The organism is Hymenobacter cellulosilyticus (genome assembly GCF_022919215.1).
Taxonomy (GTDB): domain Bacteria; phylum Bacteroidota; class Bacteroidia; order Cytophagales; family Hymenobacteraceae; genus Hymenobacter; species Hymenobacter cellulosilyticus.
This window is the reverse complement of sequence record NZ_CP095046.1, coordinates 3,817,836-3,830,281: the sequence shown is the minus strand read 5'-3', so window position 1 is coordinate 3,830,281 and position 12,446 is coordinate 3,817,836. Positions and strand designations below refer to the sequence as shown.

Genomic DNA, 12,446 nt, shown 5'->3' with positions numbered 1-12,446 from the left:
GTAAAGCATTCCGTTGCCCCGGCAACCATGCCCGCCCCCGAAATACCCGAGTTACCCGTAGAGCCCCAGTCGGCTCCGGAACCACTTGCCTCACCCCCACAAGGTCCTACGGCGTCATCGCCTCAGCCCGAGCCGGCCCTGCTGCCCACGTTGCGCAGTGAAAATGGCCGCCTGGAGCTTACCGCCGACAGCCTAACCATCGAGGGGCAGCGCTATTCGTTGCTGGAGCTGGAAGGTGTGGAAGTGCAGCCCGTACGCTGGCTGCTGTGGTTTATGCTGGGCGGCCTGGTCCTGGCCGGTTTCACCCTGGCTTTTCTGCAAAACTGGCTGCGCACCATGCCCGCTATGTTCGGTATGGCACTGGGCGCGCTGATACTGGCCTACGGCAACCGCGGAGCCAACCGCCTGCGCCTGTTTCGCCTGGGCCGCGAGGCCGCTTACTTCTCTTTTTCCGGCGCTTCTGAGCAGTGGCTAAAGCTGGCTGCCGAAGCCAACCGCCGCATCCGGCAGCGCCACGACGAAGCCGCCGCCGCCGCGGCCGCAGTTTTGCAGGCCGAGCTGGATGCCAGCCAGCCTGCTCCCGACCCCGCCGATTCCCCTATCCCATCCTGAATAGCTCTTCTGGCCTTGGCTAGGCCACATTTATCTTCATCATCGGTTTAGGAGGTTTGCCCTACCTTTGCCCTCTTTTATTTAACGGCAAGCTTCTCTTTTTCCCTTATCATGGACGCCAAACATCGGCACACCGCCATTTCCACTGCTGGCTTACTCATTGCCCTCGGGATTATCTACGGTGACATTGGAACTTCGCCGCTCTACGTAATGAAAGCCATTGTGCCCGAGCTGATCGACCCGGGCCTGGTGCTGGGCGGCATCTCCTGCGTACTCTGGACGCTCACGCTGCAAACCACCATCAAGTATGTGCTGCTCACGCTGAACGCGGACAACAACGGGGAAGGCGGTATTTTCTCACTTTACGCCCTAGTGCGCCGCCGGGCTACCTGGCTTACAGTACCAGCCATTATCGGCGGGGCGGCCCTGCTGGCCGACGGCGTCATCACGCCCCCGATTTCGGTTTCCTCGGCTATTGAAGGACTTAAGCAGGTTTACCCGCACCTCAGCCAGGACGTAATTGTCTACATCGTTATTGCCATCATTGCGGCGCTGTTTTTTCTGCAAAGCTTTGGCACCCAGATTGTCGGCAAGGCCTTCGGACCCATTATGTTCCTGTGGTTCAGCATGCTGGGCGTGCTAGGCGTAAGTTGGATTGCCCAAAACCCCACCATTCTGAAAGCGGTAAACCCCTACTACGCCTACAAGCTGCTAGTGGAATATCCGGGCGGCTTCTGGCTGCTGGGAGCCGTGTTCTTGTGCACCACCGGGGCCGAGGCTCTGTACTCCGACCTGGGCCACTGCGGTAAAGGCAACATTCGCATCAGCTGGGTTTTCGTAAAAACCTGTCTGGTACTCAACTACTTCGGACAGGGCGCCTGGCTGCTCAGTCACCAGGGCCAGCAACTGGCGGGCCGCAACCCGTTCTATGAGCTCATGCCCGACTGGTTTCTGCTCATCGGCATCGGCATTGCTACCATTGCCGCCATCATTGCCTCCCAGGCGTTGATTACGGGCTCCTTTACGCTAGTAGCCGAGGCTATTCGCCTCAACATGTGGCCCAAGGTGAAGCTCAACTACCCTACTGACGTGAAGGGCCAGCTCTATGTGCCCAGCATGAACCGCCTGCTGCTGCTGGGCTGCATCGGGGTGGTGCTGTACTTCCGCGAGTCGTCCAACATGGAAGCCGCGTATGGCCTGGCCATTACCCTGACCATGCTCATGACTACGCTGCTGCTTACGGTGTGGCTGCGCTCCAAGCGGGTCCCGCTGGTAATTGTGGTCGTGTTTGCGGCCATCTACGGCGGGATTGAGGGCTCTTTCCTGGTAGCCAATCTGATTAAGTTTCCCCACGGCGGCTGGGTTTCCCTGGCCATCGGCTCCACGCTTATCGGGGTGATGTACGTCTGGCTGCGGGCCTACTACATCAAGCGCCGCCTGACGGAATTCGTCAAGATTGACCCCTACATGGACGCCCTCAAGGAGCTTAGCAACGACGAGTCGGTACCGAAATACGCTACCCACCTGGTGTTCATGACCTCGGCTGAGCGGGCCTCCGAAATCGAGAGCAAGATCATCTACTCCATCTTCCAGAAGCGCCCCAAGCGGGCGGATATCTACTGGTTTGTGCACGTAGATACCACCGACGAGCCCTACACCATGGAATATAAAGTGGTGGAGCTGGCCCCGACGACGCGTTCCGCATCACCTTCCGCCTGGGCTTCCGGGTAGAGCAGCGCATCAACCTCTACTTCCGCAAGGTGGTGGAAGACCTGGTACGCAACCGCGAAGTGGATATTACTTCCCGCTACGAGTCCCTGAGCAAGCAGCACGTGACCGGCGACTTCCGCTTCGTGGTGCTGGAGAAGTTCCTCTCGGTGGAAAACGACTTCCCGGTGGTCGAAAAGCTGGTCATGCAGGCGTACTTCTATATCAAGCAGTTTATTGCCTCGGAAGACAAGTACTTCGGCCTCGACACCTCTTCGGTGAAAGTGGAGAAAGTGCCGCTGGTGATTACGCCCGTGCGCGACGTGGCCCTGAAACGGGTAATGTAAGAATACTTGCCAGCCGTCGAAAGAATTGGTCAAAACAAAAAAGCCCCGCTTGTGCAAAGCAGGGCTTTTTTGTTTTCACGGGGTGTGGGCTACGAGCCGGGAGCCAAAAAAGTTATGCTAGCAGCATATTGTATTTGACCTATGTTTTGCGTCCATTCGCTTAGTGCTCTGTTCTTTCCAACCCAAACACCCACAACGTTATGCGTACCACTACCCTACCTGCGGCCCTGCTCGGGCTGCTTCTTGCGGGCTGCCAGCAGCAGGCCGATGAGCAAGTGCTGCCCCAGCCCGCCGAAAACCCCAAAGAGGCGCTCAGCAGCCAGCAGCTCGACGAGCAGATCATCAAGAAGCTCAACCAAACCGGCATCTTCGACTGGAACCAGGCCACGCCCCATTTCGTGTGGAGCGCCCTTACCCGCTCCGACTTTGTGCTGTCGGTAGGCTACCACCCGGCCGGCTGCAACACAGCCATTCCCGAAAACGCCGCTACGGACCCCGCCTGGCAAAAAGCTCGGGAGCAGGTTTTGGCCCTGATTCTGGCCGAGGAGCGCAAAGCCCGCCCTGAGTTGACCCTGAATGACCTGATTGCCTACCAGGAAAACGTGTTGCCCGTGCTCGACGTGACCGTGCGGGAGCTGAGTACCATTCAGCGGCTGCGGGCCTCCAAGCTGGTGCGCTACGCCGAGCCCATGGGCTACGAGCCCAACCGGCCAACTACCACGGCTAATAAAGGCGCGGCCGTGCTCAGCAGCAGCGGCTGTGGCAGCAACACGGCCACCGCCGGCCTCGTGGCCGGCTCCGACTACACCACGCTCAGCAACGGCAGCAAGTCCAGCTGGAACCAGGCCGACCAGTACCACGGCATCCGGGCCAGCTGGAGCCAGAGCACCGGGCGAGGCGTCAAGATTGTCATTATCGACTCGGGCAGCTCCGACGCCCAGGAAAACCTGGGTTCGGCCTTCAACCAGGGCCTGAGCTCGGGCCGTACCATCGAGCGGCTGGTTACGCTGCCCCGTAACTCCATCTTCGGCATTCCCTACGGCGACGCCGAAACGCCCAACGACGGCTGCGGGCACGGCACCAGCATGGCGGGAGCTGCCGCCGCGCCCCGGGGTACCGACGGCGCCTCGGTGGGCGTGGCTTATAATGCCAACCTGGTAACCATCCGGGCGGCCGAGGACGTGTTTATTGACGGCAGCCGGGAAGTAAAAGGTGTGTCGGATGCCTATATTCTGGCGGGCAACCGCGCCGACGTGCGCATCATCAGCATGAGCATGGGCCGCCTGACTTCATCCTCGCAGATGACTGACGCTATCCGCTACGCCTACGGCCAGGGCAAGCTCATTTTCTGCGCCGCCGGCACTTCTTTCGACTGGAGCGCCGGCTGGGTGGGCGTCATCTACCCGGCTTCCCTGCCCGAGGCTGTGGCCGTTACCGGTCTGAAGGAGGACCTGACTTCGCGCTGCGACGAGTGCCACACCGGGGCCGACGTGGAGTTCAGCGTGGTGATGCAGCGCAACAGCAACGACCGGCGGGCCCTGACCCTGGCCATGAGCGGCGACGCGCCCAGCACCGTAGGCGGCTCCTCGGTGGCTACGGCCAGCATGGCGGGTATGGCGGCCGTGGTTTGGTCGCGTTACCCTTCCGAAACCCGTGCCCAGATTATGAGCCGCCTGGTGGCCAACAGCAGCAACCGCAACGCCCGCAGCAGCAGTTTCGGCTGGGGCCGCGTGAATGTGGGCGCCGCCGTGGGTGGACTACCGCTGTAGCCCAGCTTGGTTATTGAACACAAAAAGGCCGCGGAGAGAGTCTCCGCGGCCTTTTTGTGTTTGCTGGCGTACGGGCTTATTTAGTGCGTAGCCATTTGTTAAACACCGTTTGCTGGGCGGCCGAGGGGCTGGGCAGCTTCTCAATCCGGTAGCGCTGGGTGGCATTGGCTACCAGCGGCAGGCTGAGCTCCTTGATTTGTCCGTCCCGGTTCACGAGCAACGTAATAGTGGCCCCAGCGGGGGCGCCGACCAGCAACTTGTTGGGGTCGTCGGTAATGCGGTTGCCGTTGATGGCCAGGATTTCGTCGGCCACGCTCAGGCCACCCTGCCAGGCGCTGCCGTTGCGCACCACGCTGGTCACCGTGAATTTGCCACCGGCGGTGCTAACGTTGGCACCCAGCGAAGCATCCGCCGATACGGGCGTGGTGGTCAGGGTCAGGCCGGCGTAGCCTAGGGCCGTGTTGTAGGGCAGGGTTTCAGTGCCGTACACGTTCTTGCGGAAGAAGTCGTCGAAGCGGCGGCCGGCGACTTTGGCCACGGCATCCTGGTACTCGTCGTCGGTAAAGCCCCGGCCCAATTTCTTGTAGTACTGGTCGTAGAGGTAGCGCATCACGTCATCAAGGCTTTTCTGGCCCTTGGTTTCGTTGATGATCATCAGATCCAGCACGGCCCCGATGACCTCGCCTTTGTCGTAGTAGCTGATGCCCGTGTTCTGCGAGTTTTCGTTGGGCCGGTAATACTTGATCCAGGCGTCGAAGCTCGACTCGGCAGCGGCCTGCTGCTTGTTGCCAGGGGTATTCTCTACCCGGCCAATGCCGTTGCTCAGGTCGGCCAAGTAGCCCTCAGGCGTTACAAAGCCGGCGCGCTGCACAATCAGGTTGCTGAAGTATTCGGTGCCGCCTTCACTCACCCACAGCATGCGGGTGTAGTTTTCGGCGTCGTAGTTGAACGGCCCCAGGGCCACGGGGCGGATGCGCTTCACATTCCAGAGGTGGAAATACTCGTGGGCTACCAGTCCCAGAAAGCCTTTCCAGCCCGCTTCCGAACTGTAGGCGTTGCGCGAAACCGACAGCGTGGTCGAAAACAGGTGCTCCAGGCCACCGGTGCCCCGGTCAATGTTGTGGATGATGAACACGTAACGGTCCAGCGGGTTCTGGCCCACCACCCGGTGCGCTTCCTCGCAGGTGCGCTTCATATCGGAGAGCAGGCGGGCCTCGTCGTACTGAGGGTTGCCAAACATGGCAATGGTGTGGGGCGTGCCGTTGGCCTCAAAGCTCAGCACCTTGTGCGTCCCGATTTCGATGGGCGAATCAGCCAATTCATCGTAGTTGGCCGAGCGGAACGTGAAAGCTCCGCCAGCAGGCTTCAGGCTAGTCGTTACCTGGGTCCAGCCCTGGGCCGGCTGTACCGTGAGCGTGCTGGGCAACTGCTGTCCTTCGGCCGGGTACATAAACACGCTGGTGCCGTTCAGGTAGCCGTGGGCCGCGTCGATAAAGCTGGTGCGCACGCTCAGCTCGAAAGCATACACGCGGTAGTGCACCGTAAAGTCCTTGGCCTTGGGGTGGTATACCCGCCAGGTGTTCTTGCTGATTTTCTCGGTACGTAGGGCTTCCGAGCCGGCTTTGGCTTCGAAGCCTTCCACGTTTTTGGCAAATTCGCGTACTAAGTACGAACCCGGCGCCCACACGGGCATCTTCACATCCGTGTACGGCTTGCTGAAGCCGCCCAGGGCCATGTCGACCTCGAAATAGTGCGTCTGCGGGGCTGGCATCGAGAGGGTGTAGCGCAGCGTGGAAGCTGCCTGAGCCGGGGCAAACTGGCTCAGCAGCAGGACCGCCGCTACGGCCAGTAGCCGGCGGAAATAAGAATGCATCATGCGGAAAATGGGAGTGAGTAAGGAAAGGAACTACAGGCAACAGGCGCCACCTCCCCGACACGAAAAAACGCCCGGGGTTGCAAGATAGCGCCGAAACCAAACCCTACCGTCGCCTTGCTGGGTTAGGCCACTGTAAAAACGGCAGGAACCCGCACCCGAGCTCCACCGTTAGGGCAGTGCGGCACCCGGACTACTTCCTAGTGCCTTCGTTACTGATCCTATGCGTTACGTCTGGCTTGCCTTTCTTACCCTGGCCGCCGCAATACTGGCCTTCTTCGGCTGGCAGCGCGTGCACACGTCGCCTGGCCGCACCCTGGCCGTAGTAGGCCCCAGCGTGCCCGCTCGGGCTGTTTCAGATACCATGCCCGCGGTTGCTCCAGTGGCCGGGGAGCTGCCCGGCGCCGACCGTCTCATCGACTTTGCCATGCAGCAGCTGGGCTCGCCCTACACGTATGCAGGCACCACGCCCACCGGCGGCTTCGACTGTTCGGGCTTTCTGATGTACGTTTATAATCACGTGGGCATAGCCGTGCCCCACTCCACGGCCCTGCTCATCGATGCCGGACGGGCAGTACCCCGGGAGCAGGCCCGGCGCGGCGACATGGTTATTTTCACCGGCACAGCCAAAACCTCGACAACGCCCGGACACGCGGGCATCATCATCTCCGACCCAGGAGAGCCGCTGCGGTTTATTCATTCGTCGTCGGCCCGCCGGGAGTCGGGCGTGAAAATTAGCCAGGTAGAAGGCACCGATTACGAGCGGCGCTTCATGGGTATCCGCCGGGTGCTGGACGGGGCCGTACCTGCTTCCAAGCCAGACAAGGCTGGGGCAAGCCCGGTAGCTCCGGTTGCCACTCTCAAGCCTAAAACGCCCCAGGTAGCCACTAAGCTGGTGGTAGCGCCTCCGAAAGTGCACCGCCAGCCCCTACGCCGCTCCAAAGCCAAGACCGTAGTAAAGTCGGCTGCTTCAACGCCATCGAAGCTGAAAGTCAAGGCCAAGTCCGGGGCCGCGCGCAAGCCTGCACCCAAGGCCCCTGTTAAAAAAACGAGCACAAAAAAGCCGGTAGCTCCCAAGAAGAACTAACGGCGCAGGCTCGCTCACCAAACCACCAGAAAAAACGATACCCGGCCGCCTATGCAGAACCTCACAGAGAGGCTGCTGGGCGAACCGGGTATCTAATCCTTCAAATCTTACCAAGCGACGAGTCTGGGGTACAGCCCCGTCATCCTTTGAGTAAGACCTTGCCAGAATGCGGGAACCCGCCCTGAAGGGCTAACAAAGGTTCCGCGCGAAAGCTGTTGTTAAGCGCGTTCGGCGGTGAAGCGAACTACATTCGACAGGCTTGGCAGGATTTGTTTGGGACTACTAGACATTTTGTACCTCCTTTCTTTAGATCCGACATCCCCATCGGCGCTACTCAGCACCTTAGAGCTGCTTGGATGGGGTCGTAGCACTCACTACTGGCAGTTAAAGTAAATAGAGGTCGGGATGGTTCAAAACAGAATGCGCTTTTTTTAGCCGGCTTGCGAAGCTTTTTAGCCATACTACTGAGCATCAGGAGCTTTTTTTCGGGAATAATTTGCTTGCGGCGGCTATTTTTTGGGCTTTCTATCCTTGGCCTCAAAGTTGCAATCAGCCGGCTCAGCGGATAAACTCTTACGCATGCCGCGTATTTCAGAGTTTTCTTCTATCTTTTTCGCGTCAATATCCCACTCACCCTCATTTCCCATGAAAAAAACCCTGTTCCTGTGCCTGTCCCTATTGCTGAGCTTTACGGGCATTGCGTCGGCCCAAAAACTCTCTCCCCTCGGTATCTGGACCAACGAGGAAAAGAAGGCCACGTTTGAAATCTATCAGCAAGGCGACAAGCTCTACGGCAAAATCGTGTCCTTGACTGTGCCCAACGACCCGGCTACCGGCAAGCCTAAGCTCGACACCCAGAACCCCGAGCCCAAGCTGCGCAACCGCCCCCGCCTGGGCCTGGTCTTCATGAAAGACTTCAAAAAGGACAGCGAGAATAAGTGGGACGACGGAACCATCTACAACCCGGAAGATGGCAAAACCTACTCCTGCTACATGAAAGTGCTTAATGCCAACACCATGGAAGTAAAAGGCTATATCGGCTTCTCGCTGATTGGCAAATCCCAGACCTGGACCCGGGTGAAATAACCCACGGCCGGTTCTAAAAAAGTCAAGCGACGCTCCTTTCGGGGCGTCGCTTTTTTTCTGCTACCTTCCAGCCGGAAACCTTCCCCGGCCAACCGGGGTTTAGGCGGTCCACTCCCTCTCGCCTTGAAAACCTTTCTCCTAAGTCTGCTTTTCTGCCTGGTTTGCTCGTGGGAAGCAGCCGCTCAAGCCACCGTACCGCTCGGCATCTGGGCCGACGACACGGGCGAATCTCACATTGAAATCTACCGTTGCGGCGAATTGTTGTGCGGCAAACTGGTGTGGCTAAAGGAGCCTCAGGAAACCACCACTGGGCGGCCCAAGTTGGATGCGCGCAACCCGGACCCGGAAAAGCGCGCCACCCCGCTGCAGAATATGCCGGTGCTACAAGGCCTGCGCTATAATTCCAGTTCCGACCGTTGGGAAGACGGGCAAATTTATGACCCGACCAACGGGCACACCTATTCTTGCTACCTAAGCCTGGCCGGCAAGGACAAACTGGAGGTAAAAGGCTACATCGGCTTCTCGCTGATTGGCCGCTCCCACTACTGGATGCGGGTAAAGTAGCCCCGTCCGCTGCTAAAATACTTCCTCGATACGGTAGGGCTTGCCGCGGAAGCTGAAGGTTTCACCCACGCGGCTCTCGGCCATGGCCTGGTAGAGTGGGGAAAATGCGGAAATAGCGAAGTAAGGTTCTCCCTCTACCTTGATTTCGCCCAGACTCACGGAGATATAGAAGCGCTGGGAATCGGTAACTACGACGTTGCCTACCCCGGGCTGGTCTTTGGGCGGCCGGGCCTCCGGCACGCGCTGCAAAGCCTGCAGGCCGGTCAGGGCCTCATCGAGCTGGCGGGCAAACAGGTCGCGCTGGATCTGGCAGGCCTCCCGAAACGATTCAAACTTGTCTTCCGTCGCGCCCTGGCTTTCCTTGGCGCTTTCCTGCACATCGAGCATGGCCTGGCGGGCGTTATCGGCCTTGAGCTGCTGCACGCGGCGGCACTCCGAGAGCAATTGTTTTTTAAGAGCGGTACGTTGTTTGGTAGTCATAAAAAGTAGCGGCAACGGTAGTATAGAAAGTCAAAGACCCGGATTTGGCGGCCGGGGCTGCCTGTCTTCCAAAAACTATTTGGGGGCCCTAGTGTTTTAAGACCAAAATCCCCTCTCCCTTGCTTTCCTTTTTCAAGAAGATATTCTCCGGCCGAAGTGCGGCAGGGCCTACCAACTGGCAGCCCCTTACCCGTACCGCGGCCCAGTTGCGGGCCCATGAGCAATGGGTGGCCCAGCAGGTGTATCTCAACTGGATGGGGCCTTTTTTCAAAGCCTACCATTTCCAAAAAACCGGCGTGTGCGCCAAGCAGCTGCGGGTACAGCTTATTCGGGATGAAGCCCGGCAAGGCGCGCTGTTTTTCTACGACCCCAGCATTGGGCCCGGCAACTTTCGTCACCTCTTCGACTTTATCCGGGACCAGGTCATGCGCCTGGGCTACAACGCGGCCGTGTCGGACAAGCGCTTCGTGAAACACGAGCGGTACGCTGAGTGCATTGAAAAGCACTTTCTCAAGCCCCAGCCCAACGACTGCACCGCCACCGGCCGCTGCAACCAACGCTTTGGCAACGTGACGGTGGATTTGGTCAGCATCAACGGGCAGCCAGGTTTTATCCGGTTTTTTGCCAACCCCTACCAGGACACCATTTTCACGCCTGCTGCCCCATTCGATGCGTTGATGGATACACTGTTCAACCTGCCGCCAGCTCCGCCCCAGGTCCAGAAGCTCATCAAGCAATACTATAAGTAACTAAACCAGGCGAATACCCCAACAAAAAGCCCCGCCGGATGTCCAGCGGGGCTTTTTGTTGGAAGCAAGGTCCAAATCTACTCACGCACGAAGCGGGCCAGGGAAACTTCGCCCTCCGGCGTGGTTACCTGCAGGTAGTAGATGCCCGGGGCTAGGGCGGCCGTGTTGAGCGTAGTCTGAGCCGCTCCTACTGTCTGACGCAGTACTACCCGCCCGGTCATGTCCGATACTACGGCTTGGGCCGTGCGCATCGTAAGGCTGCCTAGTTGCAGCACTTCCCGGCACGGATTCGGGTACACGGCCAGGGGCAGCACCGTGGCGGCTGCTTTGGTAGACAAGGCATTGTCGCGGCTGACGAAGCCGTTGCCGTTGAGCAGCCACTGGTCGGGGTCGACCTGAATGCTGGTAACGGTAGCGGCTACGGGCACGGTAAAGGAGGTTTCCGTTTGGCTCTGACGCAGGCGCACGGTCTGGCTGGTGCCGTTGCTGTAGTTGATCTTGTAATCAATCTGGGTATCGAAGAAGGGCGTCACGGTTGGCACCGACACGGTTTCGGTAGCTTTCAGGTAGAGCGAACTGCCCACCTGGTTCCACCGCACGTTGAAAGTTGGGTAGCCTTCGCCGCGGTACCACTGGCGGAAAAATGTATCCAGGGACACGCCGGCTTCGGCCTCGAAGATGCGCTGTAAGTCGGTCGTGCGGGCGGTGCTGCCCGCGAAGCGCGACTGGTAGGTGCGCAGGGCCCGGAAGAACTTCACGTCATCGTTGAGCACGTAGCGCAGCATGTGTACCACGGCTGCACCTTTCTTGTAGCTGAGCCGGTAGCTGAAGATGCGGTTCACGTTGGTAGTATCGGGCACGTACACGCTGCCGCCGGCACTTTGCATGGCTGTAGTGTGGGCATTGTCCATCCAGCTGCGGGCTTGGGCAGCCGTCGAAAAGGCATTGAGTGAAAGGTATTCCCCGTAGGAAGCAAAGCTCTCATTGAGCCAGATATCCTGCCAGGAAGCACAGGTCACGTTGTCGCCGAACCACTGGTGAAACAACTCATGGGCCGTGAGCGTGAAGTTGAACCCGTCCTGGGTGGTCATGGTCTGATGTTCCATGCCACCGCCAATGGGAGCCATGGAATGGCCGTACTTTTCTTTGGCAAACGGGTAGAGCCCTACCAGATTGGAGAAGTTTTCAATAAAGCCCGGGGTGCGGTCAATCTCGGTGCGGTAATCGTTGAGCGCAGTCGTGCTGTAGACGTAGTTGACGATGGGAATGCGGGGGCCGCCGACGGGGTTGGCGTAGTTCACGTACTCCACATAAGGCGCTACAGCCACCGAAATCAGGTAGTAGGCAATCGGGGAGCGGGACTTCCACTCGTAGCGGCTCTTATTGTTGGGCCGGGCCGAAACGCGCTCCAAAACCCCATTGGAGCCCACTTTATTAAGGCTGGATGTGGTAACCCATACGTCGGAGGAGTCGGCTTTGTCGGTGAGCACCTGTTTGCAGGGCCACCACTCGTAGGCGTTGAAGGGCTCACTCAGGCTCCAGGTAACGGGGGTGCCATAGTCCGGGTCCACATCCGTATCGAGGGCGTTGCCGATGGCGGCCGAGTTGCCGTTGGGCGCCGTACCGCGGTAGTAGATGTAGGCGTTGAACAGGGAATTAGCCGGTATGGCCTGGGCCAGACGCACGGTTACGTCGCCAAGGGCTCGGCGGGTACCCACCACCTTTTTGCCCTCGACCACCACTGAGTCAATCGTGAAGGTCGGATATAGCTCAAAAGCCAGGGAATCGAGGCTCTGCCCCCCGTTGCGGGCCTGCATCCGGACTGAGCCGCCGACGTTGCGCGAGTTGTTTTCCAGGGAAATGTCGAGCTTATAATACTTGACATCATAACGCTCCATCTTCCGGCGGTGAGTCACGGTGGTGGCGGGCTGGCGCAGGGCCGCACGCTGGTGGGTCAGGGCGCAGCTGCGCGCGGCCGTGCCGTCGAGGTCGGCCGGCCGAGGCCGGTAGCTGGGAATCTGGGCCTGAGCGGCTCCGGCCAGCAGACCGCTGGCTAGTAAGGAGTAAAGAATACGGCGCATGCAGAACTAGAAAAATGGATGCCATCCGGGCGACTAACGCGGCCCCGGAAATAAGTGCAGCTAAGATACGTACCGCGCCGCAAACTCCGGG

General features: G+C 59.4%; 9 protein-coding genes and 1 pseudogene. 7 read left to right on the top strand and 3 right to left on the bottom strand.

Features of this window, described 5'->3' with window-relative positions; translation table 11 throughout:
* The first annotated feature begins 27 nt into the window (after positions 1 to 27).
* The 3 genes and pseudogenes from MUN79_RS18885 to MUN79_RS18875 all read left to right on the top strand — a co-directional run bounded on the left by MUN79_RS18885 (position 28) and on the right by MUN79_RS18875 (position 4,435).
* On the top strand, positions 28 to 612 hold the full coding sequence (locus MUN79_RS18885; protein WP_244674163.1) for a hypothetical protein: 585 nt from the start codon (positions 28 to 30) through the stop codon (positions 610 to 612).
* A gap of 111 nt (positions 613 to 723) precedes the next feature.
* Positions 724 to 2,666, top strand: a pseudogene (locus tag MUN79_RS18880) (KUP/HAK/KT family potassium transporter).
* A 200-nt stretch (positions 2,667 to 2,866) separates the two neighbouring features.
* A complete protein-coding gene (locus tag MUN79_RS18875) occupies positions 2,867 to 4,435 on the top strand; it encodes a S8 family peptidase (RefSeq protein WP_244674162.1) in 1,569 nt (522 codons plus the stop codon).
* Between the two features lie 76 nt (positions 4,436 to 4,511).
* Here MUN79_RS18875 and MUN79_RS18870 read toward each other — a convergent pair whose 3' ends face one another.
* On the bottom strand, positions 4,512 to 6,311 hold the full coding sequence (locus MUN79_RS18870; protein ID WP_244674161.1) for a M61 family metallopeptidase: 1,800 nt from the start codon (positions 6,309 to 6,311) through the stop codon (positions 4,512 to 4,514).
* A 220-nt stretch (positions 6,312 to 6,531) separates the two neighbouring features.
* On the opposite strand from MUN79_RS18870, the gene MUN79_RS18865 reads away from it, so the two are divergent.
* The 3 genes from MUN79_RS18865 (at position 6,532) to MUN79_RS18855 (ending at position 9,045) form a co-directional block, all read left to right on the top strand.
* A complete protein-coding gene (locus MUN79_RS18865; protein ID WP_244674160.1) occupies positions 6,532 to 7,395 on the top strand; it encodes a C40 family peptidase in 864 nt (287 codons plus the stop codon).
* Between the two features lie 645 nt (positions 7,396 to 8,040).
* Positions 8,041 to 8,481 carry a DUF2147 domain-containing protein gene (locus tag MUN79_RS18860; protein WP_244674159.1) on the top strand — a complete coding sequence of 147 codons (441 nt, stop codon included), beginning with the start codon at positions 8,041 to 8,043 and terminating at the stop codon, positions 8,479 to 8,481.
* A gap of 123 nt (positions 8,482 to 8,604) precedes the next feature.
* Positions 8,605 to 9,045 carry a DUF2147 domain-containing protein gene (locus MUN79_RS18855; protein WP_244674158.1) on the top strand — a complete coding sequence of 147 codons (441 nt, stop codon included), beginning with the start codon at positions 8,605 to 8,607 and terminating at the stop codon, positions 9,043 to 9,045.
* 12 nt (positions 9,046 to 9,057) lie between these two features.
* Here MUN79_RS18855 and MUN79_RS18850 read toward each other — a convergent pair whose 3' ends face one another.
* A complete protein-coding gene (locus MUN79_RS18850) occupies positions 9,058 to 9,525 on the bottom strand; it encodes a hypothetical protein (protein WP_244674157.1) in 468 nt (155 codons plus the stop codon).
* 119 nt (positions 9,526 to 9,644) lie between these two features.
* On the opposite strand from MUN79_RS18850, the gene MUN79_RS18845 reads away from it, so the two are divergent.
* Positions 9,645 to 10,274 carry a hypothetical protein gene (locus tag MUN79_RS18845; protein WP_244674156.1) on the top strand — a complete coding sequence of 210 codons (630 nt, stop codon included), beginning with the start codon at positions 9,645 to 9,647 and terminating at the stop codon, positions 10,272 to 10,274.
* 77 nt (positions 10,275 to 10,351) lie between these two features.
* On the opposite strand, the gene MUN79_RS18840 is transcribed toward MUN79_RS18845, so the two are convergent.
* Entirely contained in the window at positions 10,352 to 12,355 is a 2,004-nt protein-coding gene (locus MUN79_RS18840; protein WP_244674155.1) for a M1 family aminopeptidase, read from the bottom strand.
* Positions 12,356 to 12,446: the final 91 nt, after the last annotated feature.